26 protein-coding genes, 1 tRNA gene and 2 other annotated features are annotated in these 23,084 nt (G+C 43.5%); of the genes, 4 read left to right on the top strand and 23 right to left on the bottom strand.

All coding sequences use genetic code 11. The annotated features are described in order from the left end of the window. Positions 1 to 6: 6 nt before the first annotated feature. The 5 genes from AM500_RS10985 to AM500_RS10965 form a co-directional block, all read right to left on the bottom strand. Entirely contained in the window at positions 7 to 348 is a 342-nt protein-coding gene (locus AM500_RS10985; protein WP_053599245.1) for a fluoride efflux transporter FluC, read from the bottom strand. Further along, positions 345 to 734 carry a fluoride efflux transporter CrcB gene (gene crcB / locus AM500_RS10980; protein ID WP_053599244.1) on the bottom strand — a complete coding sequence of 130 codons (390 nt, stop codon included), beginning with the start codon at positions 732 to 734 and terminating at the stop codon, positions 345 to 347. Before crcB ends, AM500_RS10985 begins: the two co-directional genes overlap by 4 nt. An 86-nt stretch (positions 735 to 820) precedes the next feature. Next, a complete protein-coding gene (locus tag AM500_RS10975) occupies positions 821 to 1,390 on the bottom strand; it encodes a GNAT family N-acetyltransferase (RefSeq protein WP_053599243.1) in 570 nt (189 codons plus the stop codon). Between the two features lie 51 nt (positions 1,391 to 1,441). Then, positions 1,442 to 1,645, bottom strand: a complete 204-nt coding sequence (locus AM500_RS10970) for a DUF6501 family protein (protein WP_053599242.1) — start codon at positions 1,643 to 1,645, stop codon at positions 1,442 to 1,444. Positions 1,646 to 1,674: 29 nt separating this feature from the next. Then, positions 1,675 to 1,908, bottom strand: a complete 234-nt coding sequence (locus AM500_RS10965) for a hypothetical protein (protein WP_053599241.1) — start codon at positions 1,906 to 1,908, stop codon at positions 1,675 to 1,677. A 237-nt stretch (positions 1,909 to 2,145) separates the two neighbouring features. Here AM500_RS10965 and sda point away from each other — a divergent pair, with 237 nt between their 5' ends. Continuing rightward, positions 2,146 to 2,274, top strand: a complete 129-nt coding sequence (gene sda, locus AM500_RS10960) for a sporulation histidine kinase inhibitor Sda (protein WP_043933730.1) — start codon at positions 2,146 to 2,148, stop codon at positions 2,272 to 2,274. A 73-nt stretch (positions 2,275 to 2,347) separates the two neighbouring features. On the opposite strand, the gene mnmH is transcribed toward sda, so the two are convergent. The 10 genes from mnmH to AM500_RS10910 all read right to left on the bottom strand — a co-directional run bounded on the left by mnmH (position 2,348) and on the right by AM500_RS10910 (position 12,202). Further along, a complete protein-coding gene (mnmH, locus tag AM500_RS10955; RefSeq protein ID WP_053599240.1) occupies positions 2,348 to 3,424 on the bottom strand; it encodes a tRNA 2-selenouridine(34) synthase MnmH in 1,077 nt (358 codons plus the stop codon). A gap of 147 nt (positions 3,425 to 3,571) precedes the next feature. Then, positions 3,572 to 4,144, bottom strand: coding sequence for a hypothetical protein (locus AM500_RS10950; protein WP_053599239.1), 573 nt, complete (start codon positions 4,142 to 4,144; stop codon positions 3,572 to 3,574). A gap of 352 nt (positions 4,145 to 4,496) precedes the next feature. After that, entirely contained in the window at positions 4,497 to 5,282 is a 786-nt protein-coding gene (gene trpA, locus AM500_RS10945; protein ID WP_053599238.1) for a tryptophan synthase subunit alpha, read from the bottom strand. Beyond that, positions 5,275 to 6,483, bottom strand: coding sequence for a tryptophan synthase subunit beta (gene trpB / locus AM500_RS10940; protein WP_053599237.1), 1,209 nt, complete (start codon positions 6,481 to 6,483; stop codon positions 5,275 to 5,277). Before trpB ends, trpA begins: the two co-directional genes overlap by 8 nt. Further along, on the bottom strand, positions 6,480 to 7,106 hold the full coding sequence (locus AM500_RS10935) for a phosphoribosylanthranilate isomerase (protein WP_053599236.1): 627 nt from the start codon (positions 7,104 to 7,106) through the stop codon (positions 6,480 to 6,482). Before AM500_RS10935 ends, trpB begins: the two co-directional genes overlap by 4 nt. Beyond that, positions 7,103 to 7,894 carry an indole-3-glycerol phosphate synthase TrpC gene (gene trpC / locus AM500_RS10930; RefSeq protein WP_053599235.1) on the bottom strand — a complete coding sequence of 264 codons (792 nt, stop codon included), beginning with the start codon at positions 7,892 to 7,894 and terminating at the stop codon, positions 7,103 to 7,105. Before trpC ends, AM500_RS10935 begins: the two co-directional genes overlap by 4 nt. Continuing rightward, positions 7,894 to 8,916, bottom strand: coding sequence for an anthranilate phosphoribosyltransferase (gene trpD, locus AM500_RS10925; protein WP_053599234.1), 1,023 nt, complete (start codon positions 8,914 to 8,916; stop codon positions 7,894 to 7,896). The genes trpC and trpD overlap by 1 nt, the downstream gene beginning before the upstream one ends. After that, positions 8,882 to 9,499, bottom strand: a complete 618-nt coding sequence (locus AM500_RS10920; protein WP_053599233.1) for an anthranilate synthase component II — start codon at positions 9,497 to 9,499, stop codon at positions 8,882 to 8,884. Before AM500_RS10920 ends, trpD begins: the two co-directional genes overlap by 35 nt. Next, complete coding sequence (gene trpE, locus AM500_RS10915; RefSeq protein ID WP_053599232.1) at positions 9,496 to 10,896, bottom strand: anthranilate synthase component I; 1,401 nt, start codon at positions 10,894 to 10,896, stop codon at positions 9,496 to 9,498. Before trpE ends, AM500_RS10920 begins: the two co-directional genes overlap by 4 nt. 63 nt (positions 10,897 to 10,959) lie before the next feature. Beyond that, positions 10,960 to 11,201: a binding site (T-box leader), on the bottom strand. Positions 11,202 to 11,241: 40 nt separating this feature from the next. Further along, positions 11,242 to 11,488, bottom strand: a binding site (T-box leader). A 69-nt stretch (positions 11,489 to 11,557) separates the two neighbouring features. After that, on the bottom strand, positions 11,558 to 12,202 hold the full coding sequence (locus AM500_RS10910) for an MOSC domain-containing protein (protein ID WP_231688133.1): 645 nt from the start codon (positions 12,200 to 12,202) through the stop codon (positions 11,558 to 11,560). Positions 12,203 to 12,348: 146 nt separating this feature from the next. Here AM500_RS10910 and AM500_RS10905 point away from each other — a divergent pair, with 146 nt between their 5' ends. Further along, complete coding sequence (locus tag AM500_RS10905) at positions 12,349 to 13,620, top strand: bacillibactin exporter BcbE (RefSeq protein ID WP_053599230.1); 1,272 nt, start codon at positions 12,349 to 12,351, stop codon at positions 13,618 to 13,620. A 332-nt stretch (positions 13,621 to 13,952) separates the two neighbouring features. Continuing rightward, positions 13,953 to 14,036: transfer RNA gene (locus AM500_RS10900), tRNA-Leu, on the top strand. A gap of 135 nt (positions 14,037 to 14,171) precedes the next feature. On the opposite strand, the gene AM500_RS10895 is transcribed toward AM500_RS10900, so the two are convergent. The 3 genes from AM500_RS10895 to AM500_RS10885 are packed head-to-tail and all read right to left on the bottom strand — an operon-like array spanning position 14,172 to position 17,803. Next, on the bottom strand, positions 14,172 to 14,750 hold the full coding sequence (locus tag AM500_RS10895; RefSeq protein ID WP_053599229.1) for a DMSO/selenate family reductase complex B subunit: 579 nt from the start codon (positions 14,748 to 14,750) through the stop codon (positions 14,172 to 14,174). 13 nt (positions 14,751 to 14,763) lie between these two features. Then, entirely contained in the window at positions 14,764 to 17,148 is a 2,385-nt protein-coding gene (locus tag AM500_RS10890) for a DMSO/selenate family reductase complex A subunit (protein WP_053599228.1), read from the bottom strand. Next, on the bottom strand, positions 17,138 to 17,803 hold the full coding sequence (locus AM500_RS10885) for a TorD/DmsD family molecular chaperone (protein ID WP_053599227.1): 666 nt from the start codon (positions 17,801 to 17,803) through the stop codon (positions 17,138 to 17,140). The genes AM500_RS10890 and AM500_RS10885 overlap by 11 nt, the downstream gene beginning before the upstream one ends. A 275-nt stretch (positions 17,804 to 18,078) precedes the next feature. Here AM500_RS10885 and AM500_RS10880 point away from each other — a divergent pair, with 275 nt between their 5' ends. After that, a complete protein-coding gene (locus tag AM500_RS10880; RefSeq protein WP_053599226.1) occupies positions 18,079 to 18,366 on the top strand; it encodes a DUF6509 family protein in 288 nt (95 codons plus the stop codon). Between the two features lie 530 nt (positions 18,367 to 18,896). Here the strand turns inward: AM500_RS10880 and AM500_RS10875 are convergent. The 5 genes from AM500_RS10875 to ku form a co-directional block, all read right to left on the bottom strand. Further along, on the bottom strand, positions 18,897 to 19,100 hold the full coding sequence (locus AM500_RS10875; protein WP_043933714.1) for a cold-shock protein: 204 nt from the start codon (positions 19,098 to 19,100) through the stop codon (positions 18,897 to 18,899). Positions 19,101 to 19,317: 217 nt separating this feature from the next. Further along, positions 19,318 to 19,815, bottom strand: coding sequence for a metallophosphoesterase family protein (locus tag AM500_RS10870; RefSeq protein WP_053599225.1), 498 nt, complete (start codon positions 19,813 to 19,815; stop codon positions 19,318 to 19,320). A 23-nt stretch (positions 19,816 to 19,838) separates the two neighbouring features. After that, the gene (gene glpK / locus AM500_RS10865) at positions 19,839 to 21,329 is read right to left on the bottom strand and encodes a glycerol kinase GlpK (protein ID WP_053599224.1); all 1,491 of its coding nucleotides are present in this window, start codon (positions 21,327 to 21,329) and stop codon (positions 19,839 to 19,841) included. Between the two features lie 76 nt (positions 21,330 to 21,405). Continuing rightward, complete coding sequence (locus tag AM500_RS10860) at positions 21,406 to 22,068, bottom strand: phosphatase PAP2 family protein (RefSeq protein ID WP_053599223.1); 663 nt, start codon at positions 22,066 to 22,068, stop codon at positions 21,406 to 21,408. Between the two features lie 152 nt (positions 22,069 to 22,220). Next, positions 22,221 to 23,051 carry a non-homologous end joining protein Ku gene (gene ku / locus AM500_RS10855; protein ID WP_053599222.1) on the bottom strand — a complete coding sequence of 277 codons (831 nt, stop codon included), beginning with the start codon at positions 23,049 to 23,051 and terminating at the stop codon, positions 22,221 to 22,223. Positions 23,052 to 23,084 lie beyond the last annotated feature (33 nt).

Below are 23,084 nucleotides of genomic sequence, written 5' to 3'. Positions count from 1 at the left end.
TTGATTTTATTTTCCAAGCATCATTCCTGCGATCATCAGCAAAAATCCAGCTCCAAAACTTATCAACGCATAAAGAATAAATCTCAAGTTCAGCTGCATCTTATTGAGTTCGTGCATTAGCGTTGAAAAAGTTGATAACGCTCCAGTAAAGCCAATACCGACAAACGCATAAACACTCCCATTCGATGCTTTCCCTACTAGGAACCCAAGCAGAAAGGCACCGATAAGGTTTGCAACCAGGGTACCATACGGAATTCTAGACGAATGGTTTGAATTGAGCCATCTGGAGAAGAAAAACCTCGTGACAGCGCCTAGAAATCCCCCGGCAGCAATGAAAGCAACAGTCATCCCCTCCCACCTGCCTTTTCTGCCTGATTTTTGTCAATAGAGGTACCCAGGGAAACAAGGCCAAGACCACCGGCAAGACTAAGCAATAAATAGAAACTCGCAATCAGAAAATGTCCTTTTTCGAGGAGTAAGACTGTTTCCAGACAAAATGCTGAAAAGGTTGTAAATGAACCTGTAACTCCGGTAGTAAAGAACCCCGCCCAATTTGCATTTATTTTTCCGGGTGATAGTAAACGGGCGGTAAACCAGCCAAGAAAAAACGCCCCCGAAAGATTGATTGCCAGTGTACCAATTGGAAAAACAAGCTCGGGAACATTCAAACCCGAAAGTATGTACCTAAGCAGGCTGCCGATTGCTCCGCCAAGCCCCACAAAAAGGTATTGCATCAAAACACCTCTGTATTTTCCATTAATCGTAAGGATAAAAAGGGCTACATTTTTTCCTTTTAGTATGCCTGGTCCTCTAGAATCTTTTAGAGTTTTAATTTTACATCCTGCCACTCAGAGGCAAGGATGCTATACATGACAGTATCTCTTATGTATCCGTCAGCCAGCTTTCTATCCATACGAAGCACGCCTTCTCTAACAGCACCGATCCGTTCAATAGCTTTCTGCGACCGATTGTTTCTGCCATCAGTCTTCAGTATGATCCGGTTCATGCCTAGTTCCTCAAAGGCATGCTTTAGAAGCAGGTATTTACATTCCGTGTTAATGCTTGTTCTCCATGCTGAAGGATTGAGCCAAGTCCAGCCAATTTCCAGGCTCTCATTTCTTAATGAGATATCAAGATATCTCGTACTTCCAATGATGGCCGCATCTCTTTTCCTAATGATTGTAAACGGGATTTGCGTACCTTTTTCTTTTTCTGCAATCGCTTCGGCAACCGACCTATCCATTTCCTCGCGGCTGCGAATCCTGGTGGCCATGAATTGCCATATCTCCTCCGGTTCTGCGGCCACCCACAAGCCAACTCGGTGGCTTTCCTCCATGGGAACAAGCAAAACCGTCTGCCCCTCTAATCGGATTCTTGTATTATGTATCACAAAACTCCCCCTAAAATAGAAAAACCGCCGGATAGGCCGGCAGTTCAACCGTTATGCTTCCTCGAAATATTCCTTGTAATATCCGCCAACTTTGCCGGTATTATCCACAACAAAATAAAACTCTTCAGTTTCATTTTTAACATCGTATTCTTTACCGGGTGTCAGCACATTGTTTACGATATACTTATTAGCATCCGCATGCACACATTTTACCTTTTTAATAGTGGTTTTCGTTTGCCAGTCCAGATGTTGCACGTCTATTCCCCCTGATTCTTGGTATACGATTAGTATAATGAATGACGGGGGGTGTCTGCAAGCGGCTCTGTATAATACCCTTGCAATAAATCAATTCTAAAGCACGGTTTAATATTCATAATTTTATCAAAATCAAAGGTTAGTACTTCCTCAGTTAAATAATCTTTGAAGGTTAAATATACAGTATTGCAGATTGTATCTTTCCTGATAAAGCGGAGGTTTGTAAATGCCATATCCTCATACTCTAATCCGTATAATTCCATAATCCTCGCCTACTTTCAATAAACGTTCTACTGCATATTTACCACGCAGGAATATTGTCCAAAACATCTCAGAAAACTTAGAATTTGAAAATTTAGGAGGAAAGTCAGCAAAGCTCGTCCGAAAGTACCTTTTTAAAAAAATTCCTTAAAAGGGGTTCTCAAAAGTACTTTTTTGCTTTACAATAGTAAAAACTGAATATTCAATCCATTATTATTTCCAAGGAGGCAATGCAATCAATGAGAATTATGAGCAATGAGCAGCTTGTCGTTTCGTATCGAGATGCAATGAAGTCTGGGGAAAAAGAATGGATTAAGATCCTAAAGGATGAAATTCAGAGGAGAGGGCTAAGGCCTTTCAAAAAGTAACGTAAATTCTAATATTGCTAAGCCATACGAACAGCCGCCGGGATTACCCCCGGCGGCTGGTTATTTTCTCATGTCATGACTGTATAACTGGTGTAAATGGCATAGGTGCCATCCCGCCTAGATAATCTTCAATCTTCTTCGCTGCATCTTCAAAACTCTCCGCAGCAATATTTATAAACTTACCATCATATTCTTCTTGTTTATGCCCGTACATCGAATCATAATATGATTCCAGAAGAATTTTAATCATGCCTGTGTAGTCCTTTGCGTTAAGAAGCTCAAATAGCTGGACTTTTGCCTCATGGTCCTTGATTCTTTTTTCAATTCTCTCGAGAGCTGTTTTTACATTATCATAGTACCACGGCTCATTTTGGTATGGAGTAATGTATTCAGCTTTGATAAGCGCAATTCGCTTGTCCATAGGGAGGTTCGTTTGAATATTGATGCCATTCTTCTTAACTTCCATAAGTTCATCTGGAAGCACAACCCGGCCAATTCGCTTGCTTTCTGCTTCCATAATGACATATGGCGAACCCTTTAATTCCATAAGCCTGTCATGCAGCAAGGCATCAAACGTTTTCTGGCTGTTCCCTTGGCCAAGCCCAATAGCCCCAAATATTGATCCTCGGTGATTGGCAAGCTGTTCAAGATCAAGGACAGGATATCCTTTAGCGGAAAGGATTTTCAGTATTTCAGTTTTTCCTGTACCTGTCATACCATGCAGGACAATCGCCTGTTTCGGCATAAGTTCAGGCAATTCCTTCAAGATGGACTGCCGGTAAGCTTTATAGCCGCCTTGCAGGCGTCTCGCGTTTATACCCGAGAATTCAAGGAAGCTTGTAACAGCCTTGCTTCTCGAACCTCCGCGCCAGCATTGGATGATTAGATTGTTTCCCCGCCCGCCGAATTTGCGGATTTCAGACAGCATGTCCGGTAATTTCGGCGATACAATTTCCATTGCCCGCCATTTTGCCGCATCTGTCCCTTCTTTTTTATAGATTGTACCGACTTCGCTCCGCTCTTCATTAGTGAACAGTGGAACATTAACTGCCCCTGGTATGGAACCTTCCTCAAATTCGATTGGAGAACGGACATCTATGACAACAGGATTTTTAATATTGAACATTTCTTCTATTGTAATGTCTCTCAAGATTCTATCGCACCTCTAATTTCTAAACTCTACTTCCTTTATTTTAAAGAATTTGCGAGTAATTGCAACCTCTCACCCTTATTAGCACATAAATACGGGGTAAAAGGCTGGATTAAAAATTATAAAATATTACTAAAATAAAAAGGCTCACCAATATGGGGAGCCAGTCAAAACGTGTAATGCCCTGCATAACGATGGCCAATTTTGAGGATAGCCGTTATGTCCAGAAATTTTATATTCCGTTGTTTTTGTTTTAAGATGCACAAACCAGCTAGTTCCATTCAGGATAATACCCTCGCCTGTTATATAGGTTTGTTCCCAGTCCCAAATTGCTAGCTTGTAAACTGCTTCCTTGAATAAACGTAGGTCACCGAAAGCACCAGGAAAATGTTTTAGTGATTGGTTTGGAAAACCGTTATCAAGCCATTCTGTATAGACAAATCTTTCTTTTTCAAAATTAATGATACACTGACAGGCTGGCTTTCCAGGCATTTCAGCAAAAACATGAAGTTGCAGCAAATCCTTATCAGGATGAATTGAAACAATCTCGTTATTAATGAGAAATAAGTCCCTTTTTCGTGCTACAGCATTTTGAACTTCTCCAGGGTCGAAAGCTGTCTCATTGGAATTAAAAAGATTCCTTGCCTCATTGTAAAGGGATGAAAAAGGAAGCGGCCCTCTCTCATCCAGGATTCTCAATATTCCTTCATACAGCTTCATCCTGCCCACCTCTAATTCCTTAATCTCCAAGTAAATTAATTCATTATTAGTATAGTGGAATATCAGAATCGTCTCTGTAACAAATGGCACTATTTATAAATTTGTATGAAAAATTTCAGGTCGTCCAACTGGCAATAGTTAATTCAGCCCTTTAACGAGGATCGGGGAGTGCGATTAATCTAATGGACCAGCCTTATTGGATTATTTGCTTCACCCGGACTCTGATTAATAAACCAGCCCTATTGGATTTTTCCACCTCTCCAGGACTCTGATTAATTAGTAATTTTTAAATCGGCCGCTCATTTCAAAACACCAGAAAAGCACATCAGCGCGGCTTTTCTACTAGCGTTTATCAATGTTCTGCAGCAATTTTTTTGAATGACGAAACGAGCTCCTCAACTTCAGATATATTTCCTTCATTGAACAGTTCAACCACCCTGCTTCCGACAATCACACCGTCACAATGGTGAGCCAGCTCAATAGCCTGATCCCTTGTGGAAATCCCGAAACCGGCCAAAACCGGAATCGTGCTTACTGCTTTTACTTTTTCAAGAAATTCTTTCAGCTCTTCCTGGAAGCTTCGTCTGCCTCCGGTCACTCCTTTTACTGTCACCGCGTAAAGGAACCCATTTCCTTTCTTCGAGATTTGCTCAATCCTCTCGAATGGAGTTGTCAATGTAACGAGGCGGATCAGCTCAATTCCGGCCTGAGTAAACTGTGGTTCTAAGAGAAATTCCTCCTCTATCGGCATGTCTGGAATAATACAGCCGTCAACTCCAGCTGAAACACATTCACTTACAAAACGATCAATCCCGAAAGCGAGGATTGGATTTAAGTAGGTCATCACAACAATTGGTATGGAAACAGACCCTCTTGCCACTTCAATTTGCTGCAATGCACTCTTTAAAGTTGTGCCCCTCTCCAGTGCCCGGATGCCGGCTCTTTGAATGACCGGCCCATCAGCAACCGGATCAGAAAATGGTATGCCTACTTCAACCGCTGAAGCTCCATATTCTTCAAGTTGTTTTATTCGCTCGCTTAGGATTTCAATACCTCCGTCACCTGCCATAATATATGGAACAAAAGCTTTTTCGTTTTCCATTGCAAGCTGTTGAAATTTTCCTGCCAGCCTATTCATCAATGCTCACTCCTTTCAGTTTGTCTTTTACCGAATCTATGTCTTTGTCTCCCCTGCCTGACAGGCACACGACAACTGCTTCTTCCTTAGGCATTTCAGCTGCAAGCTTTACCGCAAACGCAACAGCATGGGCACTTTCAAGAGCCGGTATGATTCCTTCCTTTATGGATAGCAGCTTAAAGGCTCTTAACGCCTCTTCATCTGTAATTGAGTCATACTTAACCCGGCCTGTATCATTCAAGTAGCTATGCTCCGGACCGACCCCTGGATAATCAAGGCCAGCTGAAATTGAATGGGCCTCCTGAATCTGGCCGTCCTCATTTTGCAAAAGATACATGAACGCACCGTGAAGCACACCTGGTTTCCCTTTTGTCAGCGACGCTGCATGATAGGGCGTATCGATCCCGCTGCCTGCTGCCTCGACTCCGTACAGCCTTACTTCCTCATTTTCAATAAAATCATAAAACATCCCCATCGCATTGCTGCCTCCGCCAATGCAGGCGACAACTGCCTCAGGAAGCCTTCCCTCTTTTTCAAGGAATTGCTTCTTTGTTTCTTTCCCAATCACACTCTGAAAATCTCTAACAACAACGGGAAACGGGTGTGGTCCCATTACGGAACCCAACAAGTAGTGGGTATCATCCACATTTGCGACCCAGTACCTTAATGCTTCGTTGACAGCATCCTTCAAGGTGGAACTGCCGGAATTGACGCTGATGACCTTCGCGCCAAGGAGCTCCATTCTGAAAACATTCAAGGCCTGCCTTTTCACATCCTCCGCTCCCATAAACACAATACATTCCAAATTAAGTAAGGCACAAACTGTAGCCGTAGCGACGCCGTGTTGACCTGCCCCGGTTTCCGCAACAATTTTACGTTTGCCCATCCTTAGTGCAAGCAACGCCTGGCCGATGGTGTTGTTGATTTTATGTGCTCCAGTATGGTTCAAGTCCTCCCGCTTAAGGTAAATCCTTGCTCCGCCTGCATAATTGGTTAAATTCTCTGCTAAGTACAGCGGCGTTTCCCTGCCGACATATTCCCCCAGCAGCCTGTGGAATTCCCTCTGAAATTCAGGGTCATTCTTGGCCTCACTGTATGCCTTTTCCATTTCCAGAACAGCCTTCATCAATGTTTCTGGTACATATCTCCCGCCGAAGGTTCCAAAATGCCCCCGTTCATCCGGCAATGTATAAATCGTCATATCATTATCCCTCCCGCTAACTTTGCTGAATCAATAAATGTTTTTATCTTGGCTACATCCTTTTGCCCATCTGTTTCGACCCCGCTCGAGACATCCACCATAAATGGTTTAGCTATCTCAATTGCCCGTGCTACATTGTTAGGATTTAAGCCACCTGCCAGAATGACTTTCTTTTGGGTAAAATCAACCCCTTCAGCCGCCTTCCAGTCAAAGGGAATTCCTGTCCCTCCGTTATAGGCACCTTTTGGACTGTCCAAAAGAATGTACTCTGTCTCGTATTCTTCCATCCTCTTTATATCCATTGGAGTATTGATAGAAATAGCTTTTATGACTGGATAGCGGAACGATTCGCTATACTCCGGTGATTCATCGCCATGAAGCTGAATATGTGTCAGACCGCAATAGTTTGCAATTTCCTCAATGGTCTCCCTTGCCTCATTTACAAACACACCAACTTTCATCACTTCGTCATCGTCAGGAAGTCCCTTGATGATCTTGCGTGCATCTTCCATACCGATTTTCCTTTTACTCTCAGCGAATACAAAACCAAGGGCATCGGCACCATATTCAACTGCCTTCAATGCTGTTGCTGCATCCTTTATTCCGCAAATTTTAACCTTCATTTCTTGGCCACCTCCAGCTTCGGTACTGTGAAGGCTGCGAAACTCTCCTTCAAGCTGTTGCTTTTCATCAGGGATTCCCCAACCAACACTCCATCAGCGCCTGCAGATGCGGCAATTCTCGCATCATTGTCTGTTTGAATTCCGCTTTCGCTGATAAAATATGCACCTGCTTGCTTTACTCTTGGTCCAAGTAACACCGTTGCATCCAGCGATACTTCAAAGGTGCGCAAATCCCTGTTGTTAACGCCGATCAGCTCGGCTCCGGCACGAAGGGCGATAGCCAGTTCTTTTTCATCGTGCACCTCGACCAGCACCTCTGCCCCGTTTTGCCTCGCATAGGAATAAAGCTGAATTAGCCTCTCCTCTTCAAGAGCAGCAACTATCAATAAGATCAAGTCTGCTCCGGATTCGATTGCACAATCTATCTGGATTTCATCGATGATAAAGTCCTTGCATAGTATCGGAATACCGACAGCTTCCCGTACAGCCCTTAAATCTTCGAACGAGCCTTTGAAGAAGGTGGAATCTGTCAATACCGAGATTGCCTGCGCCCCTTCCATTTCATATTGCCTGGCCTGCCCGGCTGGATCGAGGCTATTGTTTATCAATCCCTTGGAAGGAGAGGCACGCTTAAACTCAGCAATAATCGATAGCTCAGCCGAATTCTTCAGCCTTTCGATAAGTGACCTTCTTGGTTCATGCTGCCCCGTTAAAGAACGACGAGTTTCTTTTAACTTACCAACTTCCTTTTCTTTTTCCTGTAAAATTCTCTGTAAGATCGTTTCCATCAAATTGCCTCTTTTCTAAACTGATTTGAATATTTCCTTAAGCCTTCAAGTTTTTCATAGGCTGCACCTGAATCAATGACCTTCCTTGCCAACTTGATTCCTTCTTCGATTGAACCGGCTGCCTTGGCTGTAAATAATCCAATCCCTGCGTTAAAAAGGACTGTGTCTTTAAAAACCCCTTCCTCACCTTTTAGGACCCGATTTAAAATATCGGCATTTTGTTTCGCTTCTCCGCCTTTAATCGAACTATTTTCGAAACGCTTTAAGCCAACTTCCTCCGGTGTGATCGATATATATGTGACCTCTCCGGCTTCAACAATTGCCAGCTGGTTTTCGCCTGCCAGGGAAGCTTCGTCAAGCGAGCCGGCTCCATTGACAACAACTGCCCGCTTTCTTCCTAACCTTTTGAGAGTTTCAGCAAATAATGGCACAAAATCAGACCTATACACACCAACCAGCTGGTAATCCAGGTCGACCGGATTGGCAAGCGGACCAATCAAGTTGAACGCCGTTGGTATTTTTAGTTGCTTCCTCACCGTCATGATTCGTTTCAGTTTCGGATGTACATTCGGGGCGTAGAGAAATGTAATTCCGATATCCTCAAGCAGGGATAATGATTCAGCAGCTGACAAATTTAGATTGATGCCCAAAAATTCAAGGACATCAGCGCTGCCGGTTTTACTGGACACACTGCGGTTGCCATGTTTGGCAACCTTCACTCCCGCGCCGGCAAGCACGAATGCCGATGTACTGCTGACATTAAAGGTTTGGGCTCCATCACCGCCGGTTCCACAGTTGTCGATTGCCCCGTTAACTTTCCCGAAGCTAACCGAATTTTCTCTCATGGCATTGGCCATTCCTGCGACTTCTGCAGGCGTCTCTCCCTTCATTTTCAACGCCATTAAAAATGCTGCAATTTCGCTTTCCTCGGCTTCTTCATTCAGCATCCTCCCCACAGCCATCTTCATCTCTGGTTCCGATAGTGATTTACGCTCCGAAAGCTGAAGCAGATATTCCTTCATGTGTATCCATCCTTTCAATTCCTTTTATAAAATTCTTTAAGATTTGCTTGCCATCCCCAGTTCCTATTGATTCCGGATGGAACTGAAGCCCATAAACAGGGTAACTCTCATGGTGGAACGCCATTATTTCTCCATCGTCAGTCGCAGTTGCATCAACAATCAGCTCTTTTGGCAATGCCTGAAAAGTGACAGAAAGTGAATGGTAGCGCATCACTTCAAGCGCTTCTGGCAGGTTGGAAAAAAGCAGGCTTCTGTTATGCTTGATTGTGGATACTTTTCCGTGCATTACCGTTTTTGCCTTTGCCACAACACCACCAAGCGCTTTGGCAATTGCCTGGTGTCCAAGGCATATACCTAGGATCGGAATTTCTTTATAGAGGTCATTTACAATTTTTAAGCAAATTCCGGCATCCTCCGGTTTCCCGGGACCGGGTGAGAGAACAATTGCTTTTGGCTGCAGTTCGCGGATTCCCTCAATCGAAATTCTGTCGTTCCTAATAACTGTGACAGCTTCCCCGAGCTCGCCCAAGTATTGATATAGATTGAATGTAAACGAGTCATAATTATCAATTAAAAGAATCATGACAGCCTCCCCAGGAATGCTTTCATTTTGTTTAAAGTTTCCTCGTATTCCTTTTCCGGGTCGGAATCGTGGACAATACCTGCCCCAGCCTGGATATAGGCTTTTCCGTCCTTTACAATCATTGTTCGGATCGCAAGCGCGAAATCCATATTCCCATTTACGGAGATATAACCAATTGCGCCCGAATAAAGGCCCCTTTTTCTCTCCTCAAGGCTATTGATGATTTCCATCGCGCGTATTTTAGGAGCACCAGATACCGTCCCTGCGGGCAGACACGATGCAAGTGCCTCCAAGGGTGACACTTCTTCTTGTAGTTCGCCTTTTAACTCAGATACAAGATGCATCACATGCCGGTATTTTTCTACCCCAAGGTATCTGCTTACACTTACCGTCCCAAACTTACAGATTCGCCCCAAATCATTACGGCCGAGGTCCACAAGCATACGATGTTCGGCAAGTTCCTTTACATCTTCTTTCAACTCTTGTTCTAAATGCGAATCAGAATGAATGTCTTCGCCCCTAGGCCTTGTTCCGGCAATCGGGTTTGTTAAGACTGTCCTGCCGGAAACCTTAACAAGACTCTCAGGTGACGTACCAATTACTGTATAATCACCAAACTCAAAGTAATACATATACGGCGAAGGGTTATGAGTTCTCAATTTCCTGTAGCAGGAAAACGTATCTCCTGAAAAATCAGTCTGAAGCCTTTGCGAAAGGACAGCCTGAAAGATATCGCCTTCTTCGATGTGGTGCTTTACCGATTCAACCTTTTTAATAAATTCTTGTTTGGATATGGAGTGCTTGAAAGGTTCCAATTTAAATGGTTTCACATCTTGTTCAGATTGCTGATTCCTCAGCTGTGTTTTCCTGAATTCCAGCCTGGCCTTCAAGTCGATTTCAGTCGTAGTTTCTATAAGTGGGTATCCCGTTAGGTAGACTTTTTGTTCCAAATGATCGAACACAATGATTTCCTCAAAAAACATGAAATGAGCGTCTGGCATGCCCACCTCATCAGTAAGGTCTTGCCCAATATTTTCGTAAAGCCTGATCAGATCGTAACCCGCATAACCTGCAGCCCCTGAAAAAAACGGAAAAGGATAATCAGCTGCTTCAAGATCTGGCATCAATGACTGGATAAAAGCAAGCGGGCTACCCTCGAGTATGGTTTCTACTCCATCCTTGTAAAAAAGCCTGTTCCTTTTTCCCTCTGTAATCAGTTCAAAGACTGGATCAGTTCCTATAAACGAAAATCGTCCAGCATCCTGATGCTTCAACGAGCTTTCGAGCAAGAATTTTTTGGAGCCCGATAGCTTCTGAAAAATTGACACTGGAGTCAGTGTATCTCCGTTAAGTTCAATTATTTGCGGCTTCGCCTTCGGTTTTAGCTGTTGTTGCAAAATTCACAACTCCTTTCTTTTTGAGAAATAAAAAAGTCCCCTATACACATAGAAATAATGTGTATAGAGGACGATTAAGTAACCGCGGTGCCACCTCGATTGAAGCAGCATAGTTGCCGCTTCCTCTTTTCAGGTACAGGAAAAATCCGATACCCTATCCTTTTAACGGCGGAACCCGTGCATTCCTACTCTATTCAGAACGCCTCTCGCAAGCCCATTCGATGCTTTCTCCTGTACCGGTTTCCACCATCCCGGCTCTCTTTAACAATCTGAAAACATGTACTCTTCTTGCTCGACGATTTGCTATATCTATTTTTTAAAAACGCAAAAAAGGGCTCCAGTCCAAAAAAGGACGGGAAACCCGTGGTGCCACCTTTGTTGGCTGAAAACAGCCCGCTCAGTCCGTATCAGGCCATAAGCCGGCCGAATACGCGCCTATAATAACGGTAAGGCTTACCGCCTGAGCCTACTGCCCTAAGGGTTCGGTCAGGTGCTCGGAAGTCCATTCACCCAATCATCCGCACTGATTCGCACCATCCATCAGCTCTCTTTAGCTTCCGCTCGGGTTACTACTCTTCGTCTTCGCTTTATATTGTTTTTAATCTTAAATCGTTTCATTTTAAAAGTCAACCAAAATAATTAAAAATTTCATAAATTCAAACTAAACCTTCATCATCTTCTTCAGCCTGTTTCGCCATTCACCGGCCAATTCCGGAATATTTATATACCGCTTAATAGCATCCTGATTTTGGCGATTCTTGTGAAGAATGACCTTAGAAACTTCTAGAACTGACACTGCTTCGGGATGAGTTTCAAGAAGCTCAATAGAGGAATTCCGGTTTATTGACCCTTCTTCAATTACCCTGAAAAAATATCCTGTCAGACACGTTTCCATCGCCCTTTTTAAAAAAGGGTCAATGTTGTTGAACCTGGAAATGGTCGAACAAGGGATTCGGCCATGCGTTACTTGTACTATAGCCTCCCCAATTTTAAAAACATCGCCAATATGTACGTCTTTTTCAAGCATTCCGGTCGCTGTAATGTTTTCCCAAAAAATAGGCGGCTCTAATCTTTTGCCAAATTCAGCTTCCCACTTTGCATAATGTTCAAAAGGATAAAAACAAATAGCCCGGTCGGGGCCACCGTGAAATTCCGGATGTGCAACCCCATCTCCAACAAGACCTTCCTTGTAAAGGTACGCCTCCAGGACAGGTTCTTTTCCGATTGCTGAACGAAACGACTTTTCTTTGTATGTATAATGCTTTGGTTTCCCCAATGAAAACTGTACTATTTCCCTTTTCGTCACTCTTGCTCCTCCTAATCCCATTAAAAGGATGAGATTTTATTAACTACATTTTCTAAAATAAGCAAATAGTAAAGATACAACCAGTATACACATCCATTGCCACAAGGCAAAGGAAAGAAATATGTTGCAAAGGCGGTTCAGTAAAAATGGATCACATTGATCAACTTTGTATAGGGACAGAAAAAAAGCAGAAAGGTAAGTCATCAGAACTTACCAAACAAAAATGGGCAATTCTTTCCCTTTCCTCTATCCCACTCGTGATGACTTTGGGAAATTCAATGCTTATCCCAGTTCTTCCGAGGATGGAAAATGAATTGGCTATTTCACCCTTTCAGTCGAGCATGATCATTACTGTCTATTCAATCGTGGCCATTCTTTTAATTCCTTTTGCGGGATATTTATCCGACCATATTGGCAGGAAAAAGGTAATCATCCCTAGTTTGATCATCGCAGCAATCGGGGGTATCATTTCCAGTTGGGCTTCCTGGAAGGCAAATGATGCCTATTGGATTATTCTCGCTGGCAGAGCGCTTCAGGGAGTAGGTGCAGCTGGGGCTTTTCCGATTGTTCTGCCGCTTGTTGGCGACCTTTTTAAAAATGATGATGATGTGAGCAGCACCCTGGGTATGATTGAAACATCAAACACGCTGGGAAAGGTACTAAGCCCTGTGCTTGGAGCTTTTTTAGCGGGAATTCTCTGGTATTTACCGTTCATATCCATACCGATATTTTGTTCAGTATCAATTATTATGATGATTTATCTTGTACATTGTCCTGAAATCAAAACCAAACCAATACCGTTTAAGGAATTTTTCAAAAATGTCAAAGACACCTTTACAAAAAAGGGGCGCTGGCTATATGCTATCTTTTTTATAGGCGGCATCCTCATGTTTGTATTGTTTGGAATCCTTTTTTACCTTTCGGATATTTTCGAAAAACAATACGGGATTAAGGACATTAAAAAAGGTTTGTTCCTGGCCATTCCTTTGGGGGCGTTATGCCTTGCTTCCTTTATTACAGGAAAAGTCATTAAAAAGAATAAAGTACTTATGAAGTGGCTGATTTTGATTGGTATCGTGATGGCTGGCGCTTCGATAGGCGCATTGTATTTTTCCGATAAGATTTGGTATTTGCTCTTGATGTTTACAGTTGCGGGGATTGGTATCGGACTGAGCCTGCCCTGCCTGGATTCACTGATTACAGAGGGTGTTGAGAAGGAAGAAAGGGGAACGATCACTTCCATTTACAGTTCGATGCGGTTTATCGGCGTAGCGGTAGGCCCTCCTGTCATAGCCCTATTGATGAAAGTGTCGAATATCTGGATTTTCGTTTTATTAGGTGGCGTGTGTGTAATATCAGCCTTTGTGACAATCCGGCAAATCCGCCCGACCAATAAAGAACATCCGAAAAATTTCTAAGGAGGCAGCAAATAGCTGCCTTTTTGTATTCTCCACAAAGGGACGCTTCTGAGGATCTCCATTGAAGGGATAGGTGCGCATAATGCAGATTAGAGAGCTTACTACTGCGGAGACACCCTTGTTATTGACGACCCTGCTGGTTTAGAACTAGCGGGTGCGGTCGTCAATAAAGGTTCTTGACGACCCTGAACGTTTAAAAAGTGAGGGTCCGGTCGTCAATAGAGGTTCTTGACGACTTTAATGGTTAAGAAGTGAGGGCTGCGGTCGCCAATAAGAAAAAATTTTATGCACAGAAATCGGAAATTGTGTTATAGTGTAAAAGTATTCTTTTTGCGGGTGTGGCGGAATCGGCAGACGCGCTAGATTCAGGTTCTAGTGGGGGCAACCCCGTGGAGGTTCAAGTCCTCTCATCCGCATAAAACAAAAGTGCATGCGCCTTGGCGCTGGAACTGGACGAAAAAAGGCTTCAGCAATATGCTGAAGCCTTTTTTGTTTTGCCCCGAAAAGAGGCCATCACTAGTTTTTCCAGAGGGTATCTTCTCTTCTCCTGTTTAACTCATCCGCGCATCTTTATGCGGCGTGATGACCAAATTAGGGTACGTGATCGATGAGTCCGGCATTCCTTTTACCTGGTCAACCTTGCCGTATTTTTCCCTGAGCTCCTCAATTGGCCCATACTCGATAGCTCTCATGATACAGGAAGAAACGCAGACAGGGTCTTCACCCTTTTCCTGTAGATCAAGGCAAAAATCGCATTTATTTGCCTTGAATAATTTATCGTTGTATTGAGGTGCTCCATAGGGACAGGCGGATATGCAGAATTTCGTTCCCCGGCAAATATCCTGGTCGATGATAGTGATGCCATCTTCCTTCCGCTTAATGATTGCTCCGGTTGGGCAAGCAGGCAAACATGCTGGGTTTTTGCAATGGTTGCACGATATCGAAAAATAGAAGGCCTTTATATTATGAACAATCGCTGTTCCCTTTTGGATATAGGAACCTTCCTCATAAGCATATACTCTTCGGAAATTCTGGCCTACTTCAAGGTCCTTCTTGTCCTTACAGGCAACTGTGCAAGCCTTGCAGCCGGAGCAAAGTGTTTGATTTATATAAAATCCCATTTGTACCATTATGCTTCACCCCCTACGCTTTAGTTACTTCAACAAGATTGGTTTGCTGCGGGTTTGCTTTTGCAAGCGGCGTAGGGTGGTGCTTTGTAAGCACGTTAATCGAGCCGCGCTGGTCAATTCCATTCTCGTCAGGAGTGTACCAGGCTCCTTGAGGTATCCCCACGACACCAGGGATGATTTTGCTGGTAATTTTTACAGGGATGTGAATGAGCCCCCGATCATTGAACACTTTTGCCCTGTCCCCTTCTTTAATTCCCCGTGCTCTTGCGTCGCGCGGGTTGATCCACATTTCCTGAGGAGCAGTTTCCTCGAGCCACGGATTATTGTCATGTGTCGAGTGGCATCGTCTTTTATAATGCCAGCTGATCATTTGAAGAGGATACTTGGCTTTTAATGGGTCAGCCGGCCCTTCCCATGCAGGCACATATTTGGCGAAAGGCGGTATCTCGTCATGCTTTTGCATATCCCATAATGCCTTTGAGAACAATTCAATTTTGCCTGAAGGAGTTTCAAATGGATTGTTTTTTGGATCCTCAATTTGTTTTTGGAATGCAATTAATGGTTCATCGTACCTAAAATGATAAACTCCGTTTTTCTGGAATTCCTCAAAGGTTGGAAAGTTTGGATCGAGTTCTGCCTTTGTTCTTTCAATGCTGACTTTTACCCAATCGAGCATCGAACGCCCTTCAGTATACTGCTCCTTCAGCCCGAATTTACCGGCAACATCAGCAAAAATATCATATTCATTTCTGCACTCATACAAGGGGTCGATGGTCTTGCCGCCAAATAAAGCATAATCACCGAAGCACCATGGCATTCCGATATCCCATCGTTCAAAAAAGCTTGTTCCCGGCAGGAGGATATCCGCATATTTCGCGCTCGGTGTCATGAACAATTCAGTGACCAGGATAAACTCTACCTTGCTTTCGTCTTCGAGCAATGCCTTTGTCTTGTTGATGTCTGAATGCTGGTTTAGCAGCATATTTCCGGCTATATTATAAATCAGCTTAATGTTGGACTTTAGCTTATCTGTGCCTTCAAGCCCGTCTTCAGCTGTCATTTCCGTTCCTCTTTCAACAGCAGTTGTCCACTGGAAGCAAGGGATTGACGCGGCTACCGGGTTTTCACTAGTGACTGGGTAGACGATATTCGAATGGGACCAATACCCTGTCCCCGCCGCGCCTCCTCCAAACTTTCCAATATTTCCGGTTAAGGCAGTCAATTGAGCGCCGCCTCGGATAATTTGTTCTCCGTAAGCTGCGCGCTGAGGACCCCAGCCATTGATTAGGGTTGCAGGCTTTGTTGTCGCGAATTCGCGGGCAATTTCGATGATTTTTGAAGCTGGAACCCCACAAATCTCTTCCGCCCATTCAGGTGTTTTCGGAATTCCGTCCGTCTTGCCAAGGAGATAGTTTTTGATAGTCGCTTCCTTTGGTGCTCCGTCCGGCATATGGTCTTCATCAAACCCAAGGCAATACGTATCTAAAAACTTCTGATCGTGCAAGCCTTCAGTTACAATTACATAGGCCATTGCGTCCATCATCGCGACGTCTGTCGACGGCAGAATCGGAATCCAGTCATCGGCAAAAGCAATCGCAGTATCGGTATAACGAGGGTCAATCACAATTATCTTAGCTCCATTTTTCTTTGCTTCGCGGAGGAAAGCTAAATATGGAGTAGAAAATATCACTTCTGACGGATTCTGCCCCCAAAGTATGATGTATTTTGAATGGAGCAGGTTATCAAAGCTTGAACCAGTATTATTAGTCCCGTACGTGTAAGGTGTAGCGACGTTAGCGCACCCTGAACTATAGTCGTTCCGGTAATTCAGATATCCGCCCGTCATCGCCAGAAGACGCCTTGCCATCTGTTTCCCGCCGAACAGCCCTCCAAGTCCAGAGCCATAATTGACATATCTTGATTCTGGTCCGTTTGTGTCACCAATCCGCTTTGTTTCTTTTGCAATTGTATCAATAGCTTCTTCCCAGCTAATCCTTTCAAACTTTCCTTCGCCACGTTTGCCTACGCGTTTCATTGGATATTTCAGCCGGTCAGGATGATACAGCATGCTTTTATAACTCCGCCCCCTTACACAAGCCCGAAGCTGCGGGGTCGGCAGGGAATCCTCATTGGTATCGGTACTAATTCGAACCACCACTCCATCCCTGACATGTGTTTTGATTAGGCAGCGGCCCCCACAGTTAAAAGCACTGCATGTATTAATAATTTCTTCAGGAATATCCGATTTCAAACCTTTTGCAGTTTCATCCTTGCTAATTAACTGGCTGGCACCAACTCCACCAAGGATAAGCGGTAACCCGATACCCCCCGACCATTTTAGGAACGTGCGCCGTTTGAATTTTTTATTGACTATACCCTGCTCCTTATTAGTGGACATAGGCTAATCCCTCCATCAACTCTTTCAAGCATTCTTTGTCTTCAGTTATGAAATCAGCCAGAAGCCGGGCTGCTCCAACATACAGGACACTGTCCGATTTTTCGGCAAGCTTTTCAGCGAATTGTGGAACCCAGCTGCCCAGTTGCTTATCCAGGAAGTTGTATTGGCGCTGAAATAAATTGTTCAGTTTAGAAGACTCTGTTTCACTGGCACTTCTACTGGATAAGTGAATCATAAATTCAAGCTCGGTAAGTAAATGGTCATCCGGTTCCCTATTTTCTTTAAAAAACTTCAGACCCGACTCATGATATGCCCGCCTTACTTCATACATCGAGTCATCGAAAAGCAATCTCTCCCTGCTTTTGTAAAAAGACTCCCATGGAGGAGCCGGCAATGAAAGCGGTCCAATAAATACCCGTGCAAACTGGATTTCTTCTAGTTTTAATTCATCCTCTCCAGCCTTTGTAAAAAAGTGAAACAGGGCTTTCCCGCCGTCCCCCAGTTCCACTAAACCTTCTATATTCCCAAATAGCTTTATTGAATTTAGGCTGTTAAGATCAAGCGGTGCCGAAAATAATTGGTGCATGAATTCATAAAAATTCTTCCTTGCCGACATGATGGTGGTAAAATCAGATAGTGTATGAGCTGCAGCCAAAGCAACTCCCCCTTTTTTGTGAAAATATTCACATGATAAGTTTGTGGTAATGAAGTTTTATAGATATATCAGAGTAATTCTCATTACCAGTTTAGCAATTATTTCTAGTAGTGTAATGATTTGAATGAGTCGTTCACAGTTTCTTCGTTTTTATACGACAAGAATTAGTCACTTTTTATTTGTAAAATTCACAGAGCTTTGATTTACCTTTTGGTTGTGTTATTTTTATTAAAGTCTATAGTAAATATTTTCTTGAAGTTTGGAGGTTAACATATATGGAGATTATCGGCCATACAGTTGAATATTTGGAAGATCCGTTTGGACTGCTAACTGGGGAACGATTTGAATTTCTACTCGATTTGGATATCGACGAAGAGGACGAGTTATACACTGTAGCTGGTACAGGGTTAAAGGTAATTTTTGCTGTGGAAGGCAGCGAAAACAAAATTGCCCAATATAATTTTTTCGAAAGAGGCTCTGGGAAGGTGCTTGACTTTGCCCTTGAGGATGACGAGGAACAAATGGTTATCGACTATTGCAGTAATCATTTTGATGAAGCTTAACAACGCCAGGAAAAATATTTAAGTTAAAAAATATAAACCGCAGCCGCGGTTTTATTTTTACGTTAAACTGTTTACATAATATCGTTATTGTTTAGTTCGCGTTTTATGTTCATTGAATCAGGACACGTTTTTAAATATTCAGTACAGATTTTACGATATACAGGACATTCCCCGAAAAATGCAGGACATTTCCCAAGCATTGCAGGACAGATTTTCAACTATTCAGGACAAACTCTATTTCACCCTAAAAAACCGAGTACATCCAACCGAGCAACCTTAAAACTATTTAAAAAAGATCCACGGGTCTTTCCTTAGGAACCTTTCCCTAGGAACCTTTTCGGGCCACATACTATACAATTAATTCAGCGGTTTTAGAATTAATTCGGCGTTTTTTTAATTAATTCAGCGGTTTTGAAATATAATACGGCAGACAAAAGGTGCCTGCCAGTAATCTGACAGACACCTTTAATTTTTTAATCATAAATGGTATTAATTATAAATCTCAACAACACCTTGAATCAAACTTCTGCCTATATATAGCGCTTGCTAGTATTTGCGACTGCTTGAAGTTCTTTGGTGGCCCGTCTCATCTCACTTTTGCAAATGGGACATTCTGGTGTATCCTCACTTTTGAAGTTATCACGGATCCAAGCCTTGCATCCTTCGGCAGTGCACTCCCAAACTTCAGTAGCTTCCAACACAACTTCTTCCATATTTCTCCGTCCAAACGCCATTCCAGGCACCTCCATTAGTTTGTTTCATCGGCGGATTCCCATTCCGCATCCGGAGTATAGATACCTAAACTGCCGGATGACCTGAAGAAAAAAACACCTCGTTACAAAAAGCACATTCCTTGCCGCTTTTTATAATTTGGTGATGCTGTAAAATGGTTTGTTTTTTCTTCTTTTTATATTATAGCACATTTCAGCTAAAAGGTCATACGGTAATGAACTATTCCTTGCCGCCGAAAAAAATAAGCTGCGCGCTAAGTGTTTCCCCAGCGTGAAGAATACCAAATGAATAGCGCTTTTGCCGCCGCTTATCGGTAGGTGAACCAGGATTAAAAATAAGAATATCTTTTTCATGCCGCAGGACCGGAATATGGGAATGTCCATAGATAATACAATTTACCTTTTCCTCAGAAAAAGCTTTAATTGCCCGTTTTTCAGTTGTCATTCCCTTTCCATGTCCATGAACGATTCCTACCCTGAATCCATTGACCTCTACAATTTTTTTCAATGGAAAAAGGGACTTCATCTCTGTTCCATCTACATTCCCGTATACTCCTTCAACTTTTGCATACCGGGAAAGCTCCTCAAAAACTTCAATAGTTTGCCAATCACCAGCATGAATGATCAAATCTGCCGTCTTTGCCTCTTGAAGCAGTTCCTCGGGAAGCTGTTTCGATCGCTTTGGGATATGGGTGTCCGAGAGAACAAGAATTTTCATGATGATATCCCTCTTTCGAGCACTTATTTAAACGCCATCGCCGCGTGGACAGCCTTTTTCCAGCCTGAATAAAGCTCTTCTCGCTCTTTTTCTTCCATCGAAGGTTCAAAGCTTCCACCAAGAGCCCACTGTTCGCTGATTTCCTTGCGATTCTTCCAGAATCCCGTGGCCAGCCCGGCAAGGAAAGCTGCGCCAAGGGCTGTTGTTTCATTTATGACCGGCCTTTCAACAGAAACATTCAAGATACTGCTCTGGAATTCCATCAAGAAGTTATTGCTGACAGCTCCCCCATCAGCCCGCAGTGTTTTCAGCCTAATGCCAGAGTCGGCTTCCATTGCCGACAGGACATCCCTTGTCTGGTAGGCCAGCGATTCGAGTGTTGCCCTGATAAAATGCTCCTTTGAAGTCCCTCTTGTCAGCCCAAATACGGCGCCGCGAACATCACTGTCCCAATAAGGCGTTCCAAGCCCGACAAAAGCCGGTACCACATACACTCCATCTGTTGAGTTTACCCTTGAGGCATACGATTCACTGTCTTTCGCTGAACGAATCATCCGCAAGCCGTCACGTAGCCATTGGATTGCTGACCCGGCAACGAATATACTGCCTTCAAGGGCATACTCGACCTTGCCATCAATTCCCCAAGCAATCGTCGTCAGAAGGCCATGATTTGATTTAACTGCGTTTTCACCAGTATTCATTAGCATGAAGCAGCCGGTTCCATATGTGTTCTTGGCCATGCCTTCCTCAAAGCAAGCCTGGCCGAACAATGCCGCCTGCTGGTCGCCTGCAGCCGCAGCAATCGGGACTTCCTGCCCAAAGAAGTGATGCGGAGCAGTTTTTGCGTAAATCTCTGATGAAGGTCTTACCTCAGGCAGCATCGATTCAGGAATCCCAAGGATGGAAAGAAGCTCGCTATCCCATTTTAAGTCATAAATATTGTATAACAATGTTCTTGAAGCATTTGAATAATCGGTCACATGAGCCTTCCCGCCTGAAAGCTTCCAGATCAGCCACGTATCAATCGTTCCGAACAGTAATTTTCCGGCTTTTGCCTTTTCGCGGGAACCCTGGACATGGTCCAATATCCATTTCACCTTTGTCCCGGAAAAATATGCGTCTATTAGCAAACCTGTTTTGTCACGAAACAAATCACTATGTCCCGCGGCTTTTAACTCTTCACAAATGCCGTTTGTCTGTCTGGACTGCCAAACGATCGCATTGTAAATTGGGCGGCCAGTTTCCTTATCCCATACAACCGTTGTTTCCCGCTGATTAGTGATTCCGATACCTGCAATCTCTGAAGGCTTTACTCCCGACTCTGTCAGGCATGAAGCAATGACAGCAAGAATCGACCCCCAGATTTCATCTGCATTATGTTCAACCCAGCCTGGCTGCGGAAAATGCTGTGTGAATTCTTTTTGCGCCATGTGAACGATTTGTCCGTCATGGCCGAAAAGGATGGCACGCGAGCTCGTCGTGCCTTGGTCCAATGCAAGAATATACTTCCCCATAAGCTCCTCCTTGCGAAAAAATTGGTACTATCTTTTAATTATTGTAATTCATAAGCCGGAATTCTGCCTGTTTCGGCTATCGGGATATCCGTTCATTTTTCTCATAAAACTTGAAAAGGATTACGCAGACTGCCAGCCAAGCCCCGCCTGCCGAAAACCCGCCGATAATATCGCTTGGGTAATGGACTCCAAGATAGACTCTGCTAAGGCCAACCATAAAAATTATAAAAAAAAGTGCGGCTGAGCCGGCAATTTTTATCTTCCATCTCCGGGCAAAATGGAAGACCAGGAATGCGCAGGCTCCATAGAAAATAAATGAACCCATTGAATGGCCGCTTGGAAAACTATAACCCTCTTCTTCTATTAAAGGCTTAATATCCGGCCTCTCCCGCTGGAATAAATCTTTCAAATACATATTGAACAGAGCGCCTATACCTGATGAAAAGGCGATGAATAAACCTGAACGCCATTTCTTTTTTAAAAAGCAAAAGACAATCGTCCCAATAACCGAGGCAGTCAGCCACGGTATTGAACCTAACATTGTAATATAAAGCATTAACTCTGTTAGATCAGAGGAAATGAACCTTTGTACATATGTGATGACTGTTACATCGAATTCTTCCAGTTCCTTCTCCTTAAGCTCATTGGCTATTTCTAAAAAAATAAAAATGAATCCAAAAACAATAGCTAATGAAAGCCCAAGGTAGGAAAATGCCAACTTCATCAATCTGCCTGCCATATTCTCCACACCTCCAATAAGGTAAAAAGGGCCGTTTTGGGAACCGGCCCCGTTAGTTGATACGTTCCTTTTTTAGCTTATTTGAACGAACAAGTTGGTCAAATACCCTGTCCGATTTTTAAGGTTCCATAAATGCTTCCACTAAGCAAAACCTATGCCTCTTTTTTCTTTTTTGGAGTCGCTTTTTTACGTGGAGCCGCCGCCTTCTTCGGCTTTGTCTTGTCAATTGAAGCTTGAAGCGCAGCCATCAGATCGGTAACATTAGCAGGCTGCTCCGCCGCAGTTGGGGCAACAACCTCGCGTCCTGCCCGCTTTGCATCAATAAGTTCCATTAAAGCTGTACGATATTCATCATTGTATTTTTCCGGCTGGAATTCTGTGGTCAATTGGTCAATCAGGAGGATCGCTGTTGAAATTTCCTTGTCAGTCACTTTATCCCCTTCTGGAACATTTGGAACATCGCCTGCTTTCCTCACTTCATCCGGATAATGGATGGTTTCCATCACAAGTGTATTTTCATATACCCGGATAACAGCCAGCTGTTCTTTTGAACGGATAACAATCTTGGCCAGACCAACCTTTTGCGAATCTTCAAGAGCTTTCCTCAGCAAGGAATAGGCTTTACCGCCACCCTCATGTGGAGACATGAAATACGTCCGGTCAAAATAGATCGGATCAATTTCCTCCATTTTGACAAAATCAATGATTTCGACGGCCTTATCCTCATTTCCCTTCTTTAGATTAGCCAGGTCCTCATCTTCGAGAACGACAAATTTTCCTTTTGTATATTCATACGCTTTGACAATTTCCTCATTTTTTACTTCCCTTTCACAGACGGGACAAACCTTTTCATATTTAATTGGTGAATGGCATTCCTTATGCAGGGTCCTGAGTTTAATGTCCCTGTCTTCTGTAGCGGCATGAAGCTTGATGGGGATATTGACGAGCCCAAAGCTAATACTGCCTTTCCAAATCGTATGCATCCTACTTCCTCCTGTCATTTTCTTTTAGTTTGC

It is taken from the genome of Bacillus sp. FJAT-18017 (genome assembly GCF_001278805.1).
In the GTDB taxonomy this organism is placed as follows: domain Bacteria; phylum Bacillota; class Bacilli; order Bacillales; family Cytobacillaceae; genus Bacillus_D.
This window is presented reverse-complemented; position numbering and strand designations above follow the sequence as displayed.